Annotated in this window: 23 protein-coding genes and 1 other RNA gene; 16 read left to right on the top strand and 8 right to left on the bottom strand. The window is 37.4% G+C overall.

Annotated features, from left to right (window positions below; translation table 11 throughout):
• Positions 1-19: 19 nt before the first annotated feature.
• A complete protein-coding gene (locus GNT69_RS07235; RefSeq protein WP_203554294.1) occupies positions 20-712 on the bottom strand; it encodes a Crp/Fnr family transcriptional regulator in 693 nt (230 codons plus the stop codon).
• 195 nt (positions 713-907) lie between these two features.
• Here GNT69_RS07235 and GNT69_RS07230 point away from each other — a divergent pair, with 195 nt between their 5' ends.
• From GNT69_RS07230 to GNT69_RS07195, 8 genes are all read left to right on the top strand, one after another.
• A complete protein-coding gene (locus tag GNT69_RS07230) occupies positions 908-3,175 on the top strand; it encodes a DEAD/DEAH box helicase (RefSeq protein ID WP_343206467.1) in 2,268 nt (755 codons plus the stop codon).
• 14 nt (positions 3,176-3,189) lie between these two features.
• Positions 3,190-4,458, top strand: coding sequence for a ribonuclease H-like domain-containing protein (locus GNT69_RS07225; RefSeq protein ID WP_203554293.1), 1,269 nt, complete (start codon positions 3,190-3,192; stop codon positions 4,456-4,458).
• A 389-nt stretch (positions 4,459-4,847) separates the two neighbouring features.
• Positions 4,848-5,162, top strand: a complete 315-nt coding sequence (locus tag GNT69_RS07220) for a CotD family spore coat protein (RefSeq protein ID WP_203554292.1) — start codon at positions 4,848-4,850, stop codon at positions 5,160-5,162.
• A 92-nt stretch (positions 5,163-5,254) separates the two neighbouring features.
• A complete protein-coding gene (locus GNT69_RS07215; RefSeq protein WP_203554291.1) occupies positions 5,255-5,815 on the top strand; it encodes an SLOG family protein in 561 nt (186 codons plus the stop codon).
• A gap of 84 nt (positions 5,816-5,899) precedes the next feature.
• Complete coding sequence (gene gpsB / locus GNT69_RS07210; RefSeq protein WP_203554290.1) at positions 5,900-6,205, top strand: cell division regulator GpsB; 306 nt, start codon at positions 5,900-5,902, stop codon at positions 6,203-6,205.
• A gap of 83 nt (positions 6,206-6,288) precedes the next feature.
• Positions 6,289-6,675, top strand: an RNA gene (gene rnpB / locus GNT69_RS07205) — RNase P RNA component class B.
• A gap of 181 nt (positions 6,676-6,856) precedes the next feature.
• Positions 6,857-7,993 (top strand): THUMP domain-containing class I SAM-dependent RNA methyltransferase, encoded by a 1,137-nt coding sequence (locus GNT69_RS07200; protein ID WP_239094090.1) that lies wholly within the window; start codon positions 6,857-6,859, stop codon positions 7,991-7,993.
• Positions 7,994-8,105: 112 nt separating this feature from the next.
• Entirely contained in the window at positions 8,106-10,049 is a 1,944-nt protein-coding gene (locus GNT69_RS07195; RefSeq protein ID WP_203554289.1) for an ATP-dependent DNA helicase, read from the top strand.
• A 46-nt stretch (positions 10,050-10,095) separates the two neighbouring features.
• Here the strand turns inward: GNT69_RS07195 and GNT69_RS07190 are convergent, their stop codons facing one another.
• Entirely contained in the window at positions 10,096-10,329 is a 234-nt protein-coding gene (locus GNT69_RS07190) for a DUF2249 domain-containing protein (protein ID WP_203554288.1), read from the bottom strand.
• 142 nt (positions 10,330-10,471) lie between these two features.
• On the opposite strand from GNT69_RS07190, the gene GNT69_RS07185 reads away from it, so the two are divergent.
• On the top strand, positions 10,472-11,383 hold the full coding sequence (locus GNT69_RS07185; protein WP_239094089.1) for a DMT family transporter: 912 nt from the start codon (positions 10,472-10,474) through the stop codon (positions 11,381-11,383).
• A gap of 106 nt (positions 11,384-11,489) precedes the next feature.
• Here the strand turns inward: GNT69_RS07185 and GNT69_RS07180 are convergent, their stop codons facing one another.
• Genes GNT69_RS07180 through GNT69_RS07170 form a run of 3 tightly spaced genes read right to left on the bottom strand, consistent with a single transcriptional unit; the run spans position 11,490 to position 13,793 of the window.
• The gene (locus GNT69_RS07180) at positions 11,490-13,145 is read right to left on the bottom strand and encodes a b(o/a)3-type cytochrome-c oxidase subunit 1 (RefSeq protein WP_203554287.1); all 1,656 of its coding nucleotides are present in this window, start codon (positions 13,143-13,145) and stop codon (positions 11,490-11,492) included.
• The gene (locus tag GNT69_RS07175; protein WP_203554286.1) at positions 13,142-13,621 is read right to left on the bottom strand and encodes a cytochrome c oxidase subunit II; all 480 of its coding nucleotides are present in this window, start codon (positions 13,619-13,621) and stop codon (positions 13,142-13,144) included. The genes GNT69_RS07180 and GNT69_RS07175 overlap by 4 nt, the downstream gene beginning before the upstream one ends.
• 22 nt (positions 13,622-13,643) lie before the next feature.
• Entirely contained in the window at positions 13,644-13,793 is a 150-nt protein-coding gene (locus tag GNT69_RS07170) for a cytochrome c oxidase subunit 2A (RefSeq protein WP_203554285.1), read from the bottom strand.
• Positions 13,794-14,535: 742 nt separating this feature from the next.
• Between GNT69_RS07170 and GNT69_RS07165 the strand changes: the two genes are divergently transcribed.
• The 4 genes from GNT69_RS07165 (at position 14,536) to GNT69_RS07150 (ending at position 21,316) form a co-directional block, all read left to right on the top strand.
• Positions 14,536-15,621 (top strand): type III polyketide synthase, encoded by a 1,086-nt coding sequence (locus GNT69_RS07165; protein ID WP_203554284.1) that lies wholly within the window; start codon positions 14,536-14,538, stop codon positions 15,619-15,621.
• A gap of 1 nt (position 15,622) precedes the next feature.
• Complete coding sequence (locus GNT69_RS07160) at positions 15,623-16,195, top strand: isoprenylcysteine carboxylmethyltransferase family protein (RefSeq protein ID WP_203554283.1); 573 nt, start codon at positions 15,623-15,625, stop codon at positions 16,193-16,195.
• Positions 16,196-16,522: 327 nt separating this feature from the next.
• Positions 16,523-20,185 (top strand): dynamin family protein, encoded by a 3,663-nt coding sequence (locus GNT69_RS07155; protein ID WP_203554282.1) that lies wholly within the window; start codon positions 16,523-16,525, stop codon positions 20,183-20,185.
• Positions 20,186-20,431: 246 nt separating this feature from the next.
• The gene (locus GNT69_RS07150) at positions 20,432-21,316 is read left to right on the top strand and encodes a 5'-3' exonuclease (protein WP_203554281.1); all 885 of its coding nucleotides are present in this window, start codon (positions 20,432-20,434) and stop codon (positions 21,314-21,316) included.
• Positions 21,317-21,376: 60 nt separating this feature from the next.
• Here GNT69_RS07150 and sspL read toward each other — a convergent pair whose 3' ends face one another.
• Entirely contained in the window at positions 21,377-21,508 is a 132-nt protein-coding gene (gene sspL / locus GNT69_RS07145) for a small, acid-soluble spore protein L (RefSeq protein WP_203554280.1), read from the bottom strand.
• Positions 21,509-21,654: 146 nt separating this feature from the next.
• Between sspL and GNT69_RS07140 the strand changes: the two genes are divergently transcribed.
• Both GNT69_RS07140 and GNT69_RS07135 read left to right on the top strand, forming a co-directional pair.
• Positions 21,655-22,116, top strand: coding sequence for a divergent PAP2 family protein (locus GNT69_RS07140; RefSeq protein ID WP_203554279.1), 462 nt, complete (start codon positions 21,655-21,657; stop codon positions 22,114-22,116).
• A 66-nt stretch (positions 22,117-22,182) separates the two neighbouring features.
• A complete protein-coding gene (locus GNT69_RS07135; protein WP_203554278.1) occupies positions 22,183-22,452 on the top strand; it encodes a DUF6123 family protein in 270 nt (89 codons plus the stop codon).
• Between the two features lie 19 nt (positions 22,453-22,471).
• On the opposite strand, the gene GNT69_RS07130 is transcribed toward GNT69_RS07135, so the two are convergent.
• Positions 22,472-23,416, bottom strand: a complete 945-nt coding sequence (locus GNT69_RS07130; protein WP_203554277.1) for a DMT family transporter — start codon at positions 23,414-23,416, stop codon at positions 22,472-22,474.
• Entirely contained in the window at positions 23,416-23,823 is a 408-nt protein-coding gene (locus tag GNT69_RS07125; RefSeq protein WP_203554276.1) for a reverse transcriptase-like protein, read from the bottom strand. The genes GNT69_RS07130 and GNT69_RS07125 overlap by 1 nt, the downstream gene beginning before the upstream one ends.
• A 134-nt stretch (positions 23,824-23,957) precedes the next feature.
• On the opposite strand from GNT69_RS07125, the gene GNT69_RS07120 reads away from it, so the two are divergent.
• Positions 23,958-24,614, top strand: coding sequence for a ribonuclease H family protein (locus GNT69_RS07120; protein ID WP_203554275.1), 657 nt, complete (start codon positions 23,958-23,960; stop codon positions 24,612-24,614).
• Position 24,615: the final 1 nt, after the last annotated feature.

The raw sequence follows: 24,615 nt of genomic DNA, 5'->3' as shown, positions 1-24,615 counted from the left end.
ATTATGAGCGGGTTCGTTTTTATAATAGTTCTTCAAATAGATGGTCAAGGTCTATTATCATATTTCCTTGACTATCTGTTTCTATTAATTGCTCTTTTTTCATTTTTGTCAACGTACGACTGACGGTTTCTCTAGTCGTACCGATCATATTAGCTAAATCTCTGTTTGTGAATTCTGCTTTTAAGAAAATAGTGCCATCCTCTTGTTTTGTTCCATGAACATTGGCTAAGCGGATAAGCAATTTGATGATCTGCTCATAAGTATTATTTAATACTTGTGCCTCAAGCCTTTCCTGTAAATCAACTATTTTTTCGCCTAACACCTTAAAGACTTTAATGCTGAGTTCTGGATTTTCGATTAAAACTTTTTCGAATTTGGCAATAGGTACGACAGCTAAATTCGAAGGTTCGAGTACCTCTGCAAAGGCGGGGTATCCACCTTTACGAAAAAAGCCTACATGTGGAAACATATCCCCTCTTTTTAAAATGTTAACTATTTGTTCTCGGCCATTTATATCACTTTTATAAATCTTGATTCTTCCTTCATTGATAAAATACACATTTGCAATGGGATCCCCTTGCATGAAAACATGACTGTTCTTTCCCCACTCTCTTGAAATGGCGATTTCAGCGATTTTTTCTATTTCTAACTCATTTAAGTCTCGAAATAAAGCATAATTTGCTAAGAATTGTTTTAATTCGTTTTTATTCAAGTCATTCACCTCGATTGCAAAAACTCATTCAATTCTATTGTAACAAAAAGATGTGTGATTGTTATCTTTATTTTCGTTTCGGTTCTTTTTAGTAGACTTATAAAAAGGCTGGAGATAAATTCATAAAACAAATCCATTTTTTCGCTTCAATAACGAACGTTTATTCGCTAAAATAAAGATATTGAGGTGAGAAAGGTGCAATTCACGAAAAATATTAAAGATGTAATAAATCAGTTAAAGTTGGGAGATTCATTTAAAGAAAATATCGTTCACTGGCAGACAATGGAAGAGCGGGAAGCAAAGATGTCACAAATGCCGAGTGAAATTGACTCTGCACTTAAACAATCTTTACAAAGACGTGGAATAAATGAGCTGTATATTCATCAAAGGGAAGCTTATGAAAAAGCAGTAATGGGTCAAAGTTTTGTAGCCGTGACCCCAACGGCTTCTGGGAAAACCCTTTGCTACAATTTGCCAATCATCCAGAAGATGATTAATCACCCAGATACAAGAGCGTTATATTTGTTTCCGACTAAGGCACTTGCTCAAGATCAAAAAAGCGAAGTAAATGAACTTATTGAAGAAGCTGGCTTAAAGATTAATAGCTATACATATGATGGGGATACACCTGCAAATATTCGTCAAAAGGTGCGTAAGGCTGGACATATTGTTATTACGAATCCTGATATGCTACATTCAGGAATCTTGCCTCACCATACAAAATGGGTATCATTGTTTGAAAATCTGAAATTTATTGTGATTGACGAACTCCATATTTATCGAGGAGTTTTTGGAAGTCATGTTGCGAATGTCATTAGGAGGCTTAAACGAATTTGTCGCTATTATGGGAGCGATCCGATTTTTATTTGCACCTCGGCAACGATTGCTAATCCGCTTGAATTAGCAGAGAGGTTGGCTGAAACGAAGATGGCATTAATTAATAAAAATGGGGCACCATCAGGGAAAAAGCATTTTCTATTTTATAACCCTCCAATTGTTAACGGGCCGCTCAATATTCGTAGAAGTGCGACGTTGGAAACAAGAAGGCTTGCAGGAGAATTTTTAAGGAATAAAATTCAAACAATTGTGTTTGCACGGAGCAGAGTCCGCGTTGAGATTTTATTGACCTATTTACAAGAATTGGTTAAGCATAAATTAGGTCCAAAGGCGATCAGAGGATATAGGGGAGGTTATTTACCGACTGAGCGACGTCAAATTGAGAATGGTCTTAGGTCAGGAGAAATTTATGGAGTCGTCAGTACAAATGCTCTTGAGCTTGGAGTAGATATCGGGCAATTGCAGGTTTGTATCATGAATGGGTACCCAGGAACGATTGCGAGTGCTTGGCAGCAAGCTGGTAGAGCTGGGAGAAGGCGCGGGGAATCTGTTGTGATCATGGTCGCGAGTTCAAGTCCGCTTGATCAGTATATTATTCAACACCCAGATTATTTCTTTAATCGCAGTCCTGAAACAGCAAGAATTAATCCAGATAATTTAATTATTTTAATTGATCATTTAAAATGTGCTGCATATGAATTGCCTTTTAAAGTAGGAGATTGTTTTGGAACAGTTGATATCGAAGAAATGCTTGAATACTTAACTGAAGAGCGACTTCTTCATCGAAATGGGGAAAAATGGTACTGGATGAATGAAGCATTCCCCGCTCATAATATCTCTTTGAGATCTGCTTCACAAGAGAATGTCGTGATTATTGACCAAACGAATGTTGCGAAGGTAAAAGTCATTGGTGAAATGGATACTTTTTCAGCGCTGACACTTTTACACGAGGAAGCGATTTATCTTCATCAAGGAGTTCAGTTTCAAGTTGAGAAGCTTGATTGGGAAGAGAAAAAAGCATTTGTATCGGAAGTTCAGGTCGATTATTTTACCGATGCAAATCTAGCTGTGCAGTTGAATGTTCTTGAAGAGGATAAAAATAGGGCCATGGGGCTGTCAATCATTGGCTATGGAGATGTGAGTGTGCGTGCGATGGCAACGATATTTAAAAAAATAAAATTTGAAACACATGAAAATATCGGTTCAGGACCAATTCATCTTCCAGAAGTAGAGTTGCATACGAGTTCGACATGGATTTCAATTACGAAAGAACTTTCCCATTTAAGTGGCGAAAGACTTGAACAAGGATTAATTGGTGTGGCCCAGGCATTAAAGCACATCATCCCATTGTTTGTGATGTGTGACCCACAGGATGTTCATGTTGTTCCACAAGTAAAAGCTTCTCATAATGAGAAACCAACGATCTTCTTTTATGACCGTTACCCAGGAGGAATCGGTCTAAGCGAAAAGATTTATGAAGGGATTGAAAAAATTCTTGATGAGTCAAAACGAATAATCGAAAACTGTACATGTCAATCTGGTTGTCCATCATGTATTGGAACGGAATTAGCTTCATTAGATAACGCAAAAATAGATGTTATGAATCTGATAAAATTTTTAAAATAAAAGGGTGATTGAAGATGTCCTTAAAAAATAAATTAAAACGCTTAAAGCCACATCTTCAAGCAGGGGAGGGCCGAAGTGGTGACACTGTTGTACAACAGCAGGTTACAAACCCTGACCATATTCCCTACATTGAGATATGGAGAAATGAAAATGTAGAGCCGTATTATTTTGACGGGAACTATTGTCTCGTAAGAAAAGTTGAGTGGCCAATAACACATCAGCATGGGCAATATTCATTTTCGGATGTAATAAAAGCAGTGGAAGGTTGGAATGAAACGGACATAACTCATCCACTGTCTTCACTTGGTCATAAGCCGGAGGATTTATTTTTTTTTGACACCGAAACAACGGGCTTGGGCGGTGGGGTTGGCAATACAATTTTTTTATTAGGCCATGCGTCTATTCAAGGGGATTCTATCATCCTTACGCAACATATTCTTCCTCAGCCAGGTGCGGAAGTTGCTTTATATAAAAACTTTCTTGAATCAATCGATTATACAACGCTTGTGAGCTATAATGGCAAAGCATTTGATTGGCCGCAAGTAAAAACAAGGCATACACTCATTCGTGAACATGTACCAAAGTTGCCATCGTTCGGCCATTTTGATTTATACCATGCGGCAAGACGAATGTGGAAACATAAAATTGAACGGATGAAGCTAACTGTTGTAGAAAAGGAGATTCTAGATTTTGAACGGGACGATGACATTCCAGGATATTTAGCACCAATGATTTATTATGATTTCTTAGAAAGAAAGCATCCGGAAGGGTTGCTTCGCGTGATAAAGCATAATGAATTAGACATTCTCTCTTTAATTACTCTTTATACCCATTTATCCTTTCAGATTTTAGGCTTGGATAAAAAAAGGACCGTAAGAGAAACGTATGAGGTTGGCAGGTGGTTTGCTCATTTAGGAGACCGAGAAAAAGCGACAGAGAATTTTGAGTATATTGCTCGTGGGAAAGAAATGGATGCGGTGCTTGCTAAGCAGGCACTAGCCTTAGAATACAAGCGAAAGCAAGATTGGCTAAATGCGATCCCCCTTTGGGAAGATTGTTCAAAATTGGGGAATGAAGAGATAAGCATAGATGCAAGTGTGGAACTAGCAAAGTATTATGAACATAAAATAAGAAATTATCAATTAGCATTAAAATACTGTAAATTAGCTGAAGGAATATTACAATCCATAGGGATAGCGGGAAAGTTGAAAAAGCGAGCGGAAGATTTGGCTATTCGGTCAGCGAGAATCACGAAAAAAATAAAAAAACTGAAAGATAGCTGAACTTTAATACCTCTTCAGTTTGTTTCTTAGTCACTATTTGACAGATAAAACAGCGTCACAATTTTTTCATATTTTCGTCGCGAAAAAAGCGAGTTTTTCACTTGTATATCACATATTTCAGCGTTAAAATTGGATAGGGTAAAATTTTCAACGTGGGGATGTTAATCATATGTACAAAGCAATATTAGTGATGTTTTTTATTGTCGTATGTCTTACAGCGATTGTATTTACAGGATTTAAGGACAATTTTTATGCGTTTTTATAAGATGTTGCAAGATTTTCCTGTTGTTTTAGGACAAAAATAGGTATATTCATTAGTACAAGATGCTCCTTCCAATCATAGCCTATTAGTGTAAAAACAATAAAATTGAGGAAGGAGAGTTTTTTATATGCATATGAAACCAGGTTGTATCTTACCGGCAGTAGTATATCCGACAAAATACTGTACAACTCAATCTATCTCTAATAATATGGTGCCGCATATTCATCCTACGCATCATCATCATAACCACCACACCAACTTTAACCATGTTCACTACAATCCTCATACTAAATCAGCTAGTAACACGGTGTCGCATCAGCATCATTACGGAGGTCCAGTACCACCACCAGGTGTCGTACCAGGAGGATACGGAGCAGCTCCAGGATTTGGTCCAGGGTTTGGTCCAGGATTTGGCGCAGGCCCAGGGTTCTTCGGACGATAGGAGATTTAAGACAAGGGCTTTACTCCAAGCCCTTGTCTTCTTTATATAGATTATTTGAAGCTTACCATTATGTATGGATGAAGGGGAGAATGATGGCAAAAGTTGCAGTTATTTCTGGTTATAAAGCATATGAACTGGGTGTGTACAAGCAAAATCACCCTGCAGTAAAATACATAAAAAAAGCAGTTTTGAAACAATTGGCACCGTTGTTAGAAGAGGGGCTTGAGTGGGTTGTAATAAGCGGTCAACCAGGCGTCGAGCTTTGGGCGGCTGAGGTGGTCTTCGAATTACAACAAACGAACCTTGAGCTAAAACTGTCTGTCCTTATTCCTTTTCTAAACCAGGAAGAAAAATGGATTGACACTACAAAAGAATGGTATGAATCCATTCTTGCTCAAGCGGATCACGTTGATTCAATTTCAAAAAGACAGTACGAAAGCCCGATGCAACTAAAAGCGGCCAATCAGTTTTTAGTCCAAAAAAGTGATGTTCTCGTTCTGCTTTACGATCATGAACGAGAAGGTAGTCCTAGGTTTATATTAGAAGCTGCAAAAGCACGGCAAACTCGTGAAGACTACGATATCAGATTAATTAGTTTTAACGATTTACAGATGATTGTTGAGGAAGAGGAATTAAGTAAGAATGATTTTTAACTATCTGTGTATAGAAAATTGACAAATTGCAATGTTTTTGAAACAATATAATTGGATGATTGGGGTAAGTTGAGGTGATGATAAATGGTATCTGATAAAATTAAACTGACAGCTAAGGATATACTTGAAAAAGAGTTTAAAACTGCAATGCGTGGATATAAGCCTGAAGAAGTGGATAAATACCTTGATTTAATTATTAAAGATTATGAAGCGTTTCAACAGGAAGTAGAGGAGTTACAGCAGGAGAACGTTAGATTAAAAAAACAACTTGAAGAAGCATCACGGCGTTCAACTACACAACCAGCACCAGCTGGTACAACAAACTTTGATATTTTAAAGAGACTTTCCAATCTAGAAAAGCATGTGTTTGGTAATAAATTAGATGGATAAACCATTTTATAACATTTTTTCAAAATGTTTACCATTGCATTCTTGATGATCGTTCCATATAATAAGTTTTGTAGTCGTTAATAGCGTTCGGGTAATCGCTGTAGCTTTGCTGCAGAGGAAAGTCCATGCTCGCACGGGCTGAGATGCCCGTAGTGTTCGTGCCTGGTTAATTCATAAGCCAGGGCAGTCGCAATTATTGCGGCTGACGGCAGGGAAAATGCCTAAGTCGGTATCGATATGGCATGAATACCTATAAAAGTGCCACAGTGACGAAGCTTTCCTAGAAATGGGAAAGGTGGAACGAGGTAAACCCCGCGAGCGAGAAACCCAAACTATGGTAGGGGCACCTTCTTGGAGGAAATGAACGAAGAGAAGGACAGGTGAAGATTTCACCTGTAGATAGATGATTACCACCGGAGTGCGAGACAATGTCGTTTGCAGCACAATGGAACAAAACATGGCTTACAGAACGTTATTAATCGATTTTTGTATGAGTGTTTTAAGCCCTCTTTTCATTAGGAGGGCTTTTGTTATGTTTATCGTTATTCAAGTACGTAAATGCGCGATTTGTTATATACATAATTGGTACTCCATTAATAAAACTGATATGATGTTTGAAGGATTTTGATTTTATTATTAAGGGTGAAATAGATGAAATATGAATTAATCGCAACATCCGCAATGGGTCTTGAATCATTAGTGGCAAAGGAGGTAAGAGCCCTTGGATATGAATGTGAAGTAGAAAATAGTCGTATTACGTTTAAAGGAGACGAGCTAGCAATTGCAAGGAGCAATTTGTGGCTTCGTACAGCCGATCGGGTAAAAATAAAGGCAGGTGAATTTAAGGCGTTCACATTTGACGAATTGTTCGAAAAAACGAAGATGATTCCATGGGAACAATTCCTACCGGTAGATGCAGAGTTTCCGGTTAGTGGAAAATCGCAAAAGTCGAAATTATTTAGTGTATCGGATTGCCAAGCAATCGTGAAAAAAGCCATCGTTGAACGACTTAGAAAACATTATAAGAAGACGTCCTGGCTTGAAGAAAGTGGCCCACTGTTTAAAATCGAAGTGGCACTGGTAAAAGATGTTGCTACATTAACAATTGATACGAGTGGGAGTGGCTTGCACAAAAGAGGATATCGAGTGAATCAGGGAGAAGCGCCATTAAAAGAAACATTGGCAGCAGCGCTTGTCATGCTCACAAATTGGACACCTGAACGCCCATTTTCAGATCCGTTTTGTGGTTCTGGTACGATCGCAATTGAAGCAGCTCTAATTGGACAAAATATAGCTCCTGGCTTTAATCGTGAATTTATTTCAGAGCAGTGGGGATTGATTCCTCAGTCTATCTGGAACGAAGCAAGGAACGAGGCAGAGGATATGGCAAAGTATGATCAGCCTCTGGATGTAACGGGTTCTGATATCGACCATCGAATGGTAACGATATCACAAGAGAATGCTTTTGAAGCAGGTCTTGGCGACCTTATCTCTTTTAAACAGATGCGTGTCCAGGACTTTACGACAAATAAAGAGTATGGGGTGATTGCGAGCAATCCTCCATATGGTGAACGGCTCGGTGAAAAGCCGGCGGTTGAACAGATGTATAGGGAAATGGGAAAAGTGCTTTTGCCGCTAGATACATGGTCCATTTATATAATGACATCAAATGAACAGTTTGAACAACTTTTCGGGAAACCCGCTACGAAAAAGCGCAAGTTATTTAATGGCTTTATTCGCACAGATTTCTACCAATATTGGGGAAAACGTCCACCGCGTGAAAAATAATAAGCAATATCGTCAAATGTTCTGTATAATAAAATTGTGTTTCTATAACAATACATGAGAGTGAAAAAGCGCCCGTGATGAGGCGCTTTAAATATTGTCTGGAGGGATTTTTTTGCCTGGCAGTCTACCGTTTACGATATCGAGGACTGAGTCATTTCATGAAAAGCTAAGCGAATGGATTGGTGATGTATTTTATGATATCCTACCTGAAGCTGGATTTGACTTGCGTGATGAACAAATATTTATGGCTTTTCAATTGGAAAAAGCTTTTAAAGATAAAAAAGTAATTTTCGCCGAAGCAGGAGTCGGTACAGGAAAGACGCTAGTCTACCTTTTGTATGCAATCTGCTATGCTCGTTATACAAAACAGCCAGCAATCATAGCCTGTGCTGATGAACGTCTTATTGAACAGCTTGTAAAAAGGGAAGGAGATATTGCGAAATTAGAGCGAGCACTTAACTTGAATATTGATGTACGTTTGGCAAAATCGCGCGATCAATATTTATGTCTTAATAAGCTCGATGTTCTCGTAAATGAGGATGACGAAGCGTATAATGCTGTTTACGACAGTCTTCCGCGTTTTGTTCATGAAAACTCGACTTTGCAAAAATTTTACCATTATGGGGATCGGACAGATTATTCAACTTTAACTGATGAACAATGGGCAAATATTAACTGGGATCCACTCCAAGATTGTCTTGCCTGTAATCGCCGCCACCGCTGTGGTTTAACACTCCAACGTGAGTATTACCGGAATGCGGCAGATTTAATAGTGTGCTCCCACGATTTCTATATGGAGCATATTTGGACGAAAGAGTCTCGAAAGCGTGAGGGAGAACGACCGTTTTTACCTGAAGGTAGTTGTGTAATATTTGATGAAGGGCATTTACTGGAATTTGCCAGTCAGAAGGCGTTAACATACCGTTATGCGGAACGAACGTTGGAAACATTATTAACAAGAATTATGGACAATGATGTTCGAGATAAAACACTTGAATTAATGGAGCAGGCAATTGCGGTGAATGAGGAGTTGTTTGACGAGCTCGAAAAAAATAGCATTGAGAGTAAAGCATCTGAAAAAATGACGGTACAAAAGTCGCCTTCTGTCTCCCGTTTAGCCAATCACTTATTGTGGCTACTTGAGTCATTGCAAGAAGAGCTCGTATTTGAAAGTGAAATGTTTGTCATTAATGACTATAATTTGAAAATTGTTGAGGAGTATTTAGATCAAATAAGTTATTCCTTATCTTTGTTTTCGAAGAGATCAGTTGGGATTAACTGGCTGGAGAACCATAACGGTGAGAAAACGTTAGTAATCATGCCAAAAATGGTAGAGGATATTTTAAGGAAGGATGTTTTCTCAGAAGAAAAACCAATCGTTTTTTCATCGGCCACTTTATCCGATCAACAGTCTTTTAATTTTCTTGCCAAAAGTCTAGGGATTGATAAATATCTATCTTTTTCAGTAAGTTCTCCTTTTAATTATGACGAATTAATGACTGTAACTATTTCTGAATTTCCGCCTGAAGAATTTTCTAGGAAAGCAAAGTTTGTAACTGAACAAATACATGCTTCAAAAGGTCGTGCCCTCATCTTGTTTACGGACAAACATGAGTTACAATTGTTTAAAACCTATGCACAAGGCCAATTTGAATTTCCTATTCTTTTCGAAGGAGATGCAGAAATCTCTACATTAGTTTCTCAATTTCAAAACGAGGAACAAACGGCTTTATGCTCAGTCAATTTATGGGAAGGATTGGATGTTCCAGGAAGGGCATTAGAAAATGTAATTATTTTTAATTTACCTTTCCCTCCGAATGATCCTGTGTTTGCAGCTAAAAGGGAAGAAGCTCTTGACGCTTTTTCGGAAGTGGACTTACCATATATGCTTTTAAGGTTAAGACAAGGGATTGGCCGTCTTATTCGTACTAATACAGATTGTGGCACAATTCATATTCTTGTCGATCATCATCTGGATTCAACTGTAATGGATAAGGTCCTTTCTGTGTTACCAGTCAAACCAACAAAAATGAATCTAGCTCATGAGAATGATTAATCCTTATTTAAACAATAAGCCCCACCAATTTGGTAGGGCTGTTAATTTAAGCTTTTTTTGTGAAAATGACTTTAAAATGCTTTTCAGCTAATTTCTCCGTTTCATACGTAAAGCCTTGCGCGGATAAAACCCCAAATAATGGCACAGGTTGAAACGGAGCATGGAGGATTAAAGTATCGTCTTTATTAAAAGTGGAAACCGTCTTCATAATTTTCTCGAAGGGATCATGGCCATTCGCGATATCATTGCGTACATCTAGTTCAACAATTGTCTTGTTCATTTCCTCAGCTCCTGTAAACGTCTTTTAAGTCAATCTATAAGTAAAGTATAACAGGCGAAGTAAACTGGTATAGTGATATGAGTCATACACAGGTATTATAAGGGTTAGTTAAGAAGTACATATATAGAGGAATGATGGTAATTTGGCATATTTGATGATTGCTATGGCGGCATTGATGTGGGGGACAATCGGTTTTTTTGTAAAAGGTTTATCAGCTGCAGGTTTTAGTGCTATTGATATTGTCGCTATACGAGTCGGTACGGCAGCTGTCTTATTACTGCTAATTGGTTTTTTGTTTTATCGGGAGTATTTAAAAATTAAGATAAAGCATTTGCCCTTATTTTTAGGCACAGGATTATTAAGTATTGTGTTTTTTAATTGGTGTTATTTTACGGCAATAGAAAAAATGAATATTCCGGTAGCAGCCGCCTTACTATATACATCCCCAGCCTTTGTTATAACGTTATCTGCACTCTTTTTAAAAGAAGGTGTTAATCTTCGGAAAATAATGGCTGTTTTTGGAACGGTTGTCGGTGCAGCAATGGTTGCTGGGATTCATTTAAATCAGGATTTGAGTTTTCCAGCTACTAGCATCTTCATTGGGCTTGGGGCAGGGTTAGGCTACGCCTTATACAGCATTTTTGGTAAAGTGGCACTACAATCATACCATCCGTTTACACTTACATTATATACTTTCTTAGTTGCTGCTATTTTCCTCGTCCCGTCCTTTTTCGCTTCATATAAACCGACGGTGCAAGTAAGTGGCGATGTAATTATATACGCAGTTAGTTTAGGGTTATTCCCAACTGTAATGGCCTACTTTGCTTATTCATGGGGTTTGGAGAAAGTGGAAAGTAGTCAGGCAGCAATTGTTGCAACAATTGAGCCTGTCACAGCCACATTCCTTGGCATTTTTATGTTTGCTGAACGGATCACTCTTATGCAATCGCTTGGGATCGTTTTTATTCTTTCTTCCGTCCTTTTGGTCAATATTTCTAAGCGAGATTTTACGGGGAAGAAAGAAAAAAATAACTGGAGCGCTCTATCAAAATAGACTGCTCCAGTTTTTTCGCGTTGGAAACTTTACAAGTTTTCAATTCTGATTAACGAACATGTTTCGTTCATTTAAAACAATTTAAAAAGTTCCTGGATTGCTTTTCCTACCATAATTTATATCCTTTAGAGCCAATAGGAGCATTTTGGATTAAATCAACCATTGGGATCGTATAAGCAAACAAGATGAGAAGAGCCACAAGTCCGAGCCAGAGCTTCCAATTTTCTAATACCATCGGGGCTTTTTCGGTTTCGTTAGCTGTTTCTCCAACTGGGAATTCCGTTTCTCCTTTTGGAGCAAAAAAAGCAAGATTAATAAAAATATAGAGTACAAGGATAATGCCGATGAAAAGAATAGATCCGCCAACAGCTTGGGCAACTTGATAAGGAATCCATTCAGCTGCTTGTGCTGCACCACCATACTCTGAGAAAGAAGAACGGCGTGGTGCGCCTAGCAATCCAGCTCCATGCATTGCCCCAGACATAAATGTCATCCCAATTGCCCAAAAAACCCCCTGAATTATGGCCAGTTTATTCATTGCTTTAGTAAATGTTCTGCCAGTTAAATGTGGGATTAGCCAGTAGCTAATGCCAAAGAAAGTTAAGATAACTGCAGTGGCAAGTGTTAAATGGAAATGTCCTGTTACCCAAATTGTATTATGGACTACTTGGTTCATTTGATGGGAAGCATTGACAATTCCACCAGCACCTGCAGGAATGAAACTTAACATTCCGATGAATGGCACGACGAAACGAGCATCGGCCCATGGCAGCTTTTTAAACCAGCCGAATAGGCCAGTAGCACCTTTACTACGTCCGTATGATTCAAAAGTCGCGAAAAGTGAAAACGCGGTCATTAATGATGGAATAATAACTAAAAATGTTAAAAATACCTGTAAAAATTTCCAAGCTGGATCGATACCTGGTTCTAGTAATTGATGGTGAAGTCCAACCGGTATTGAAAACAATAAGAATAAAATAAATGAAAGCCGAGCTAATGAATCTGAGAAGATTTTCCCACCAATAATTTTTGGAATAATAACATACCAACACATATAAGCAGGCAACAACCAGAAATATACTAGTGGATGTCCGAAATACCAGAATAAAGTTCTACTAATCGCAACGTCAACTCGTTCGACAAGCCCTAGTGACCACGGGAGTAACTGAAAGAGAACTGTTACGGCAACTCCAATCGTTGCGACAATCCACATGAGCGTATTAACAAGGGCCATAAATGTTAGTAACGGGCTTGGTTGTCCGGGATTATTTTTTCTCCAAGCTGCATACGCCATAATAATGGCAGCGCTACCGAACCAACTACCGGCAACTACGAGCGTGAGTCCAATATAAAAGAGAGCATGTGCTTGAAGTGGTGCATAAAACGTATAAAGCACTGTAGCCTCGTTTAATAAAATCATTGTAGAAGCCATTATGGTTCCAAGCAACATCAACCAAAAACCAATCCACGCGGTTACACGCTGTTTTTTCGTTAATGTCCCAGCTGTACGACTAACGGCCATCAGTTGGAATCCCATGATGAAAAATGTTGTCATAACGAGAGCAAGAACAACACCATGTATAGTAAGAATTTGATAATAACCAATTCCAGCAGGAAGAACAAATTTACCTGAACGAACTAAAACTTGCAGTAATCCTGCTAAGCCACCAATTGCTAAGGAAATAAAAGCGACATAAAAGTGGACCATGCCCAATTTTGCATCCAGACGGTCTATTTTTATTTTTTCAGCTATCGTGCTCATGCTTCCACCACCTTAATCATTGACGTCATCAAATGATGTCCAATACCACAGTATTCATTACAAACAATTAAATACTCACCGACTGTATCAAATGTTGTTTCGTACTCAGAAATATAACCAGGCTCTAGCATCATGTTTATATTCGTTCCCGCAACAGAGAACCCATGAATAACGTCTTTTGTTGTTGCAATCACCTTTACTTTAGCGCCGAGAGGAACTTCAACCTCTCCCGGAGTATAATTAAAAGCTGATGCGACAAATACGAGTTCGTAATCCCACTCTTTGCCCTCCACCTTTTTAAGTCCTGGTTGATCAAATGGAGCTTGAGCATCTACATTATCTGGATTTATCGTAGCTAAACAACTTGGTGGTTGATTTCCTAGATAGAATGCGCTTACACCAATGACAGAAAGGAAAACAAGCAGGGTAGCTACTCCGAAAATGAGCCAAATTTTTTCCAACTTATGAAAATGCATAATAGTTCCTCCCTATTCCTATTTAAAAACGATTTAAAAATAATATAAATACGCCAACCCATGTGACGATTAGAAAAAAGCCTAGCAAGAAAACAGAAGCTAATGTTCCCTTTAATGAATTTTGATCTTCGACTTTGGTCCTCGTTTTTTTACTAAGTTCTGGTTGAACCATATTGATCACTCCTTTCAGAATATTTAAATAGGAATAATTTCACTTCCATCATACAAAACGGACAGGGAATTTCCAGATGCTTTTAAACAGTTCACAAATTGTTCATTATTTACTTTTTACTATTGTAATAGTGTAAAATTAATACAACGGTGATTTTTATCACAATAGGAAACATTTAATTGTGAAGATAATGTGAACAATTGATTGTGAATAAATGAACTTTTAGGGAACCTCTGGCTAGATGTGATTTGAAACATTGACAAAATATTTATAATAAAATTTACCCTTAGCCTAATAACCAATATTCCTATTTTTTTTGGTCACCATTTCTGAATGAAATGCATACACTAAATTAAAAAAGCTTTAGTTGGATGTGAATTTGATGCAGAAATATTATTGTGAGCGATGCAGAAGTTTGTATAGTCAGATACAAACTTGTCGGAGATGTGGTACTTTGGCGGTAAATAAAATTTGGATTGAAGTGCAGAGTCAATCTAATAGAAATAAAGCGTAGAGTACCTTTCATATCGAATGCATAAAGCGAAATTTATTAAACTGGAAAAGATTTTTACCTGCTTTATCAAGAAATATTCGATATAATGATAGAGCACAACAACTCCTTCAAAACGTTCGGCTTTCCTATTCATAGGAAAGCTATTTTTTTTAGAATGAAAAATAAATACATACCCTTTAGATAATTGGAAAATCTAACCTTATATAATAGGGAGGAGAGTGAAAGGAGATGCCCGTTATTCTTTCAGTAGCTGAGGCTATACCGCCATTTTCCGTTAATCAAAATGAAGTGAAGGAATTTGCAGAGAATCTTTTTGCTGAATCATCTAATCATATCGAGCGTTTACTACCTGTATTTGAAAATGGTCAAATTGAGAAACGTCATTTTGCAAAAAGTTTAAATTGGTATAAAAATGACCATACATTTCAAGAGAAAAATGATGCGTTTATTCAATGTGCTGTACAACTGGGGAAAGAAGCGATTGAGAATTGTCTTTCCAGCGACACTTTCCTAGTTGAAAAAGTTCCGTATGATGAAATCGACGCGATTATTGCGATTACAAGCACAGGTATTTTGACACCTAGTATAGAAGCGAGGATCATGAATATACTCCCGTTTTCTCCTCATACTAAACGTATACCAATTTGGGGCTTAGGGTGTGCAGGTGGAGCTTCAGGTTTATCTAGAGCCTATGAGTACTGTCTTGCTTTTCCAAATTCCAAGGTTCTGGTTCTGTCAATTGAACTTTGCAGTTTAACGTTTCAAAAAGATGATTATTCAAAAAGTAATTTTGTAGGCACTTCTTTATTTGCTGATGGAGCTGCCTGTGCGCTTGTTTGCGGAGACGCGTCAAACTATCAAATATACAATAAAAGACCAGCAGTTCCTAAAATAATGTCTACCCATTCGACTTTAATGAAAGACTCGTTAGATGTAATGGGGTGGGAATTAAAAGAGAAAGGTTTGCATGTTGTTTTTTCTCGAAGCATTCCTACCATTATAGAACAATGGTTAGAGCCGAATGTTTTGCAGTTTTTAGAAAGTTGTAACGTAACGATGAGTGACATCCATCACTTCATTGCTCATCCAGGAGGGAAAAAAGTTCTAGAAGCCTATTCGAAAGCACTTAATCTTGCTGACGATATGACAGATGTATCACTTCGCGTTTTGAAAAATTATGGGAATATGTCTTCTGTGACGATTTTGTTTGTACTTAAACGGTTTATGGAGATAGCAAACAATGGAGAACTAGGGTTGGCCGTTGCTTTGGGACCTGGGTTTAGTTCAGAATTGCTTCTAATGAGGTGGGATTGAGGTGGTCTTTACAATATTTATTAGCATGATCATCCTACAAAGACTGACTGAATTAAGAATAGCGAAAAAAAATGAAGAAAAACAGAAGCAAAATGGAGCGATTGAATGTGGAATGGGTCACTACCCTTGGATGGTCATGATTCATACAGCATTTATTTTAGCGACAATTGCAGAAGTAGTTATTTTAAATAAACAAGTATCTAATCTTTGGCCTGGTTTATTGCTCCTATTCTTGTTTACCCAAATAATACGAGGATGGGCAATTATCTCCCTTGGCCCATATTGGAATACGAAAATTATTGTTGTTCCAAATGCGAAGATTACGAAGAAGGGCCCTTATCGATTCATCAAGCACCCTAATTATTTAGTCGTTACTTTAGAAATAATTATTATTCCTTTAATGTTTAATGCATGGATAACAGCAGCTATTTTTTCTTTTTTGAACATATGTATATTGTCAGTTCGAATACCGGCTGAGGAAAGGGCTTTAGAAAAATGGACGAGTTATCAATCTGTATTTCAAGGGAATCGTCGTTTTCTTCCGCATTTGTTAAATAAGTATGACAATTCTTAAGCATTCGTTGAAGCTAGGCACCAATCATGCTACAATAATGATGATATTGAAATTTATTCTCAATTAGATTATACCATTTCCTAGGGTGGTGGTTGAAGATGACCTCATTATTTGTTTTAACTACCGTGGTTGTGTATTCAGGTGTAATGAAATATGTTTTAGATCATGTATTGAAAACCCAATAATAAAATGCATTATTCCTTTAACTCCGGGGAGAACCGGGGTTTTTTATTTTTATAAAAAAATAATAACTTAAAGTGGGAATATAGTGAAAAATCATTTAAAATGAAAGTGGTGTTCACAAAATTGTCACAAGGGGTTTAAATTATGAGTCAGTTAGTCGCACAAAAGGATTATCAATTGCTTGGAAAGATTATGAAACTTAACAAATTGTTTAAGCAACATGAAGATATGGAGGCCGCAGGAAAGTCGCAGGAACTGGGCAGAAAGACGTTGGAAAAGGAATTTGCGATCGCTTTTTGCGGTCACTTCTCTGCTGGAAAATCAAGTATGATTAATCGTTTAATTGGCGAGGATATCCTCCCTTCTAGTCCGATTCCGACTAGCGCTAATTTAGTAAAGGTTAAAACCGGAGAAGAGTATGCACGCGTATTTTTCAAAAAAGGGAATCCTAGGCTCTATCCTGCGCCCTATGATTATGAGGCAGTGAAAAGTTTTTGTAAAGATGGAGATCAAATTGAGTCACTTGAAATCAGTCACAAGGGCTCTGGACTTCTTTCTGAAGTCGTTATTATGGATACACCTGGGATTGATTCAGCTGTTGATGCGCATCGAATTGCTACAGAATCAGCTCTACACCTTGCTGACCTCGTTTTATATGTTATGGACTATAACCATGTACAGTCAGAGTTGAATTTTTTGTTTACGAAAGAACTTACGGAGGCAGGAAAAGAGCTTTATCTTGTCGTTAATATGATTGATAAGCACCGGGTTGACGAATTAAGTTTTGATGAATTTCAACAAAGTGTTGCTAACTCGTTTGCAGCATGGGGAGTACGTCCTAAAGGGATTTTTTATACCTCATTGAAAAAAGTGGAGCATCCATATAACCAATTTGATGAACTTCAACAATTTCTTCAAGAAAGGGTAAATGACCGTGAACAAATGCTTCCTGAATCTGTGTATAACTCCCTTGTTAAAGTTTCTGAAGATCACATAAATCTTTTAAGTGAACATTATGGGGAGCAAGCAGCGTTGTTATCTCAAACTTTAGAATCCGTACCTAAAACTGAATGGGCTTCCCTTCAGGAGAAATACATGCAACTAAAGAACAAAAAAGTAGAGATTGAAAGCAAAGAAAAGAAGGCTGCTGACCAATTTATTACAGAACTAGAGAGCATTTTAAAAAGTGCCTATTTAATGCCATTTAAAATACGCGAGCTGGCAGAATCTTACCTTAAAGCAATGCAACCTGAATTTAAATTTGGTTTGTTTTTTGCAAAACAAAAAACGGAACAAGAGCGGGAGAAACGCCTTGAGCAATTTTATCAAGAACTTACGGAGGTTGTTCAAGCACAATTGGATTGGCATTTAAAAGAATTTCTCCTTAAAACCTTGAAGGAGAATGGGATTCAAAATAATGAATTGCAAATAGAAGCTCAGTCATTTGAAACCGCTTTTTCAAAAGAATTGCTTAAACAAATAATTAAAACAGGTGCAGTTGTTTCTGGTGATTATGTGCTTAATTATACGAATGATGTAGCTGAAGCCCTTAAAAGACAAGTAAGAAATCAGTTACAGCATTATAAAGAAACATATGTAACGGAAGTTCAAGCATCGCTAAATGGAGCGATGATGAAAGTGTTGGAAGAGGAGCAGCGTCTTTATATCCTTGTTGATGCATATGAGAAATTGCTTGTTTCTCAACAGGAGCTTGCTTCAAAGAAAGAATCCGTGTTTGATATTTTATATAGTGACAATCAATTAGATTTTGATATGGAAACAGCACATTCAATATTTGTTCCGCAATTTCAGGAAGAAATTGTCTCTAGTACAGATCAACATTTAGTGGAAGCATCTCCGGTTAATCGACAACAAAATATTGAAAAAGCAGAGAAGCAGTATACAAGCGAAGAGGACCGGGATAAGAACAAGCTCGATGTTGCTAGTTTGATAGACAAATTATCAATGACTGCTATGGAAGTATCATCCCTTCCAGGTTTAAAGAAGATTTCAAAGGAATTAATTGATAAGGCAGAACGACTAAAAAACCAGCAATTTACCGTAGCGTTATTTGGTGCTTTTAGTGCCGGCAAGTCCTCATTTGCCAATGCGCTCATTGGAGAAAAACTGCTCCCAGTTTCACCAAACCCAACGACAGCTGCAATAAATAAAATTAAACCAGTAGATGAGATTCATCCTCATGGAACAGTGGTTGTCAAAGTTAAAAGTGATGATCAATTACTTGAAGAATTAAACAGATCATTAAAGGTCTTCGACCTTAAAATAGCTACTTTACATGAAGCGGAAGAAACAATTAAGGCGATTCATGAAGGAAAAGTAAACTCGGGGGCAGCAGAAAAACTTCATTATTCTTTTTTACATGCATTTTCTAAAGGTTTTGGTTTGTTTGAGGAGCGGTTAGGTCAGTCCTTTATCACAGACTTGGAGTCGTTTCGAGGGTATGTTGCTGATGAGGAAAAGTCATGTTTTGTTGAATGGATAGAGGTTTATTATGATTGTGAATTAACGAGGAAAGGGATTAGTCTTGTTGATACACCAGGGGCCGATTCGATTAATGCAAGGCATACGAATGTTGCGTTTGATTATATTAAAAACTCTGACGCTATTTTGTTTGTGACTTATTATAATCATGCATTTTCAAGAGCAGACCGTGAATTTCTTATTCAACTTGGTCGAGTGAAAGATTCCTTTGAACTAGATAAAATGTTCTTTATTGTTAATGCAATCGATTTAGCAAATTCTGAGGAAGAAATGCAGTCGGTATTACAATATGTTGAAGACCAGCTTGTTCAACATGGAATTCGAAAACCGCATATGTATCCAGTGTCGAGTCTTGAAGCATTACAAGAGAAAATAACTGGGTTAAAAGCTCATACTTCGAGGTTTCCACGATTTGAACAGGCATTTTATACGTTTATTTCTGGGGAACTAATGAAAATCGCGATGGATTCTGCAGAAGCAAAATGGCAGCAATCGCTTCATGTTTTAGAAAAGTTGCTAATTTCTGCGAGAGAGGGACAAGAGAATAAAGAGAATAAACTAAAAGTACTCAGTGAAGAAAAGAATACAATTCTCCGTCTGATCAAGAATAAACAACCAGATTTCTTAATCCGCCAGTTAAGTCAAGAAACAGAGGAGCTCGTTTACTATATTAAACAAAGAGTGTTCCTCCGATTCAGTGACTTTTTCCGCGAAGCTTTTAATCCTGCTTTGTTGAAAGAGGATGGACGTGATTTAAAAAAGGCGTTACGGTTAGCTTTGGATGATTTAATTGCAAGCTTGGGGTATGATTTGCTTCAGGAAGTACGAGCAACAACATTAAGGATCGAGAATTATATTAGTAAGGCACTAAATGATTATCAGAAGTCCCTTTCGGATGAATTGAAAAAAATTAATGTTGACTTGGCGCTATCAAGTTGGGACCTTTATGATTTCGGTGAAATCGACTTTGAAGAAGCATTTACAGATTTAGATAGGGAAATGTTCAAAAAAACACTTGGGTTGTTTAAAAATCCAAAAGCTTTCTTTGAAAAAAATGAGAAAAAATCGATGAGTGAAGAACTGGAGAAGCTCTTACAATCCCCTGCAGATGCTTATTTGCAAGTGCAAAGTGAAAAATTAACAGAGTATTACTTTTCTGTATTCCACCGTTCATTTTCGCAAATGATTGATGATTATGTGGAACAAGTTGAGGAATATTATATCGGTGTTCTTTCCGCTATCAACATTGATTTCCCGATTGAACAATTGGAAGAGAGATATAATAAAGTTCAAAAGCTTGTTTAAGAAAGTGCCTGTTATGGCGTCACTGAACAGCGAATGCTTGGTTGTAGAAATTACTAAGTACGGTGAATGACTAAGTCACCGTAGATGTATCTTAAAACAGGATGTCATGATGACATCCTGTTTGTGATTTGCGTGAGTAAATAGAAAATGAACATCCATAGAGGATGAATCATGTTATAATATATAAGTTGTCTTTTCGCAATTCAGACTAGACATATATGATGAATACAGGAGGACCAATTATTTATGAAAAAATCATCATTGATGCTTGTCGATGGGATGGCCTTACTTTTTAGAGCTTTTTACGCGACTTCAGTGACGGGTCAATTTATGATAAATTCAAAAGGGGTTCCAACAAATGGAGTGCAAGGCTTTGTTAAGCATTTAATGACAGCTATTTCAAATTTTCAGCCATCCCATGTTGCTGTATGTTGGGACATGGGGAGTAAGACGTTTAGGACGAAACTTTTCCCAGATTATAAAGCAAACAGAGGTGAACCACCTATTGAATTGATTCCTCAATTTGATTTGGTTAAAGAGATTGTTGAATCCTTTGATATACCAAACATTGGTCTCCGTGGCTATGAGGCAGATGATTGTATTGGAACTATCGCCAAAAACGCACCACAAGGGACAAATGTCGCTATTTTAACTGGAGATAAAGATATCCTTCAATTAATAAATGAACGAATATCAGTTGTTTTATTGCAAAAAGGATATGGAAATTATTTAGTTCATAATCGAGAATCGTTATTTGCAGAACAAGGGATTTGGCCGGAGCAAATGATCGATTTAAAAGCGTTAATGGGCGATCCAAGTGATAACTACCCTGGTGTGCGTGGGATTGGGGAAAAAACAGCTGTGAAACTACTACAACAATATAATAATATTGAAGGTGTTCTTGATAATCTTCATCAATTAACTAAATCCCAGCGCGCGAAAATTCAAGAGGATTTAGAAATGCTCCATCTAAGCAGGCAGCTTGCCGAAATTAAATGTGACGTAGAATTTGAATATGATTTTCATGATTCCTTGTTAAAAGTCAATCAAGAGAAGGTTCTTGATAAGTTCGAAGAGGTTGAATTTAAAAGTTTACACAAATTTATTCCATTCGAAGAGGAACTTGCTTAAACAGAGCTCCAACGCATAGGCGTTGGAGCTTTTGTGTATGATGCTATTCGATAACAATCGTTACTTTGTATTTTTCTTTTTCGCCGCATTTTCTAATTTAGATTTTGGATTTTCTGTAAAATCCGCATCTTGTCCAAAGCCTTGAGGGTTTACTCCGGGTGCTTTTGTTCCTCTTCCTGATTTTTTGCTCATTCTCAATTCACTCCTATATGTTTCATTAGTGATTCATCGTTTGGCAGCTTTAAATAAATCCTTTGCCATATTCCTTTTCGTACTTATTATGCTTCGTAAGAATAAAAACAGACATTTTTTTTCAAATTAATATAGAGGTGAGCAATTTGAATAAAGGAATTGTAATTGCATTGTCCAGCATAGGCATTGCTCAAGCATTAAAAATTCCGATTCATTATTTTAAGGAAAACGAATGGAAACCCGAATTGTTTTTTGCAACTGGCGGGATGCCGAGCTCACATTCCGCAGGAGTATCATCGTTAAGCACTTATGTGGCGTTAAAAAGGGGGGTTCCTACAATTGATTTTGCCCTTGCTGTCGTCTTCGGACTTATTGTCATGTATGATGCTCAAGGTATACGAAGACAAGCAGGTGAACTTACATTAAAGGTAAACGATTTAGATGAGTTGGTGGATAAGATTCATAAACATGAGACTGTGGAATATGTTGAGAAAGCTCCTGAACCATTAAAAGAAGTGCTGGGGCATAAACCTGGAGAAGTACTTGTAGGTGCTGCTCTTGGAGTTTGCTTAGGTGTAGTAGGCTTTGTTTTGACGAAAAAAAGATAGAAAAACATCGAATCCTCTGGTAATATCTACATAGATATTTCATCCGTAGAGAGGATTGGATCATCAATGAACTCATTGGAGAATTACTTACAGAATCTTAAAAGCAAAGGTTTTCATTTCGGGGAAGATGTAATCGGTTTTATCTATTTTGGCAAGCAGTATACAGGAGCATCGGATGAACTCACAAATGTTGCCATTGAATACACCTTAAAAGCACAAAGGAAATTCGATGGTAGCTTTTATATTTCACTGCTTGAGACGTTTAGTAATAATGGAATATGCAACCGCGAGGAAGCAGTTCGCTATGTAAACAACCAAAAACTACTCGGCACATAGAAATGAGCTGACCTAGGAATCACCCTTTAGTGTCAGCTCGTTTTTTTGATGAAACAATAAATTTCCGTTTGAACATCTTTATTATATTAAATGGTAATTCAGAAAGAACCATTCCGACAAAGATCAAGATACAACCGAGCATTGCGCTGTTAGATAGGCGATCCCCAGCCCACAGATACCCTGTTATTGCAGCAAATACCGGCTCCATAGCAAAAATTAATGCGACTCTTGTTGCAGTCGTGTATTTTTGAAATTTCGTTTGGATTAAATAAGCAGCGGCGGTAGCGAAAACAGCGGTGATGAGCAAAGCACTGACCACTTCAGATGATAATAGTATCGAGGTATCCTTTACTCTTTGCCAGTCCTCAAACATAAAAGCAGCAAAACCCGATAAAATAGATACGGTTGCAATTTGGATAATAGTTAACAATAATGTAGGGTACTTAGTTGTGTACTTACCTGTTAAAAGGATTTGCACCGCAAACCCGATTGCACAAATAAAAACGAGAGTATCACCAATATTTAATCCAGCAATATCTGTCATTGTTAATAAATAAAGACCGATGGTTGCGGTGGCAACACCAATATACACATTTGAGTTTAGTCTTTTTTTAAGGAATAGAATTGTAAAGGTCGGGACCATCACCACACTAAGTCCAGTTATAAAAGCGGCTTTAGATGAAGAAGTATATAATAGTCCAATCGTTTGAAAGGCATAGCCGATAAAAAGCCAAAACCCTAGGATAATGCCGGAAATTATTAAACCTTTACTTAAGGCATTTAGTTGCTGTCGTTTAAATAGAGCGAGCCAGAAACAAAGAATAATCGTTGCAATTCCGAATCGAACTCCATTAAAAGTCAAAGGTTCTAAAAAGGAAATAGCATTTTGAACGACAACAAAAGTAGCGCCCCAAATGAGCGCAACAACCAAAAGAGATAAGTCAGCTAGAGCTGTTTGTTTCATTACTCATTCTCCTGATAGGAGCATGAACTTCTAATTGCCTTTCGCGCAAGGTCATCGGCTACTTTATTCATTGAAGAAGGAATCCATTTTATAAAAAATAGGTCAAAGCATTGCGTTAAGTTTAAGGCTTTTTCTAACAAAGGTGTGTAGGTGGAGTTTTTGACAAATTCTTTTTCAATGGCTCTACAAACAAGCTCTGAATCAGTCCGGAAAGAGACAACTTTAAATCCTTTATCATGACAAACCTCTAAACCTTTAATTAGAGCAAGAAATTCAGCTTCATGATTGGACATTGAGCCTAAATGAATGGAATAACGAAAAACCTCGCCATTCGCTTTAATAAATATTCCAGCCCCACTTGGCCCGGGATTACCAGCACTCGCACCATCAGTATATACTTCGATCAAGAATCATTTCTCCTTAGTATTGATAATATATTTGATTATAATGTTTTAAATAAGTGTATCATAAAATCTGAGTGAAGAACGATAATGAAACGTTAAAATCATCAACCTATTTGAGAAATGAGAGGGCGAGTAAATTGAAGTATAAATTGGAGTGGAAATATAAACTAAAGGGAAAAGAGGCTATTTGGTTTACTTCGGATTGGCTAGAAGGAGAGGTTGCTTTACATACAGCTGAAGACCTTGAGAGATTAGGAAGAGCGGATGATATTCGTTTTTCAGATGAAGTTGGAACAAACTGGAATATAAAGGAATTAAGAAAGCTTCTTGCAGAAATCGAAGAGGAGCCCCATGATTTAACCGTATATTTTGATGGCGGTTTTGATCGCTCAACAAATCTTGCAGGGCTTGGTGCAATCATCTATTATCACCAAGGGAAAAAGAAGTATCGTTTACGTGCGAACCAGATGGTCGAGGAATTACAAACAAACAATGAAGCGGAGTATGCCGCATTTTATTTCGCTTTAACTTTATTAGAGGAGTTAGGAGTCCATCATTTATCATGCGAATTTAGGGGAGATTCACAAGTTGTCCTTAAGCAATTAGAAGGAGAATGGCCTTGTTATGAAGAAAGTTTAAACCGTTGGCTTGATCGAATCGAAAATAAGATAAAAGAATTAGGACTTTACTCGAAATTTATTCCAATTGATCGTAAAGGAAATAAAGAAGCGGATAAATTAGCTTCACAAGCTCTTCAAGGAAAAGTGATCCACAGTAAAATGCAAATTCTGTAAG

This window comes from Bacillus sp. B15-48, from assembly GCF_016879755.1.
Taxonomy (GTDB): domain Bacteria; phylum Bacillota; class Bacilli; order Bacillales; family Cytobacillaceae; genus Mesobacillus_B.
This window is presented reverse-complemented; position numbering and strand designations above follow the sequence as displayed.

Excerpts from the sequence above, each read along its gene's own strand:
- GNT69_RS07225 (WP_203554293.1), top strand. The coding sequence starts at position 3,190 with ATGTCCTTAAAAAATAAATTAAAACGCTTAAAGCCACATCTTCAAGCA.
- GNT69_RS07220 (WP_203554292.1), top strand. The coding sequence starts at position 4,848 with ATGCATATGAAACCAGGTTGTATCTTACCGGCAGTAGTATATCCGACA.
- GNT69_RS07215 (WP_203554291.1), top strand. The coding sequence starts at position 5,255 with ATGGCAAAAGTTGCAGTTATTTCTGGTTATAAAGCATATGAACTGGGT.
- gpsB (WP_203554290.1), top strand. The coding sequence starts at position 5,900 with ATGGTATCTGATAAAATTAAACTGACAGCTAAGGATATACTTGAAAAA.
- GNT69_RS07200 (WP_239094090.1), top strand. The coding sequence starts at position 6,857 with ATGAAATATGAATTAATCGCAACATCCGCAATGGGTCTTGAATCATTA.
- GNT69_RS07190 (WP_203554288.1), bottom strand. The coding sequence starts at position 10,329 with ATGAACAAGACAATTGTTGAACTAGATGTACGCAATGATATCGCGAAT.
- GNT69_RS07180 (WP_203554287.1), bottom strand. The coding sequence starts at position 13,145 with ATGAGCACGATAGCTGAAAAAATAAAAATAGACCGTCTGGATGCAAAA.
- GNT69_RS07175 (WP_203554286.1), bottom strand. The coding sequence starts at position 13,621 with ATGCATTTTCATAAGTTGGAAAAAATTTGGCTCATTTTCGGAGTAGCT.
- GNT69_RS07170 (WP_203554285.1), bottom strand. The coding sequence starts at position 13,793 with ATGGTTCAACCAGAACTTAGTAAAAAAACGAGGACCAAAGTCGAAGAT.
- GNT69_RS07165 (WP_203554284.1), top strand. The coding sequence starts at position 14,536 with ATGCCCGTTATTCTTTCAGTAGCTGAGGCTATACCGCCATTTTCCGTT.
- GNT69_RS07155 (WP_203554282.1), top strand. The coding sequence starts at position 16,523 with ATGAGTCAGTTAGTCGCACAAAAGGATTATCAATTGCTTGGAAAGATT.
- GNT69_RS07150 (WP_203554281.1), top strand. The coding sequence starts at position 20,432 with ATGAAAAAATCATCATTGATGCTTGTCGATGGGATGGCCTTACTTTTT.
- sspL (WP_203554280.1), bottom strand. The coding sequence starts at position 21,508 with ATGAGCAAAAAATCAGGAAGAGGAACAAAAGCACCCGGAGTAAACCCT.
- GNT69_RS07135 (WP_203554278.1), top strand. The coding sequence starts at position 22,183 with ATGAACTCATTGGAGAATTACTTACAGAATCTTAAAAGCAAAGGTTTT.
- GNT69_RS07130 (WP_203554277.1), bottom strand. The coding sequence starts at position 23,416 with ATGAAACAAACAGCTCTAGCTGACTTATCTCTTTTGGTTGTTGCGCTC.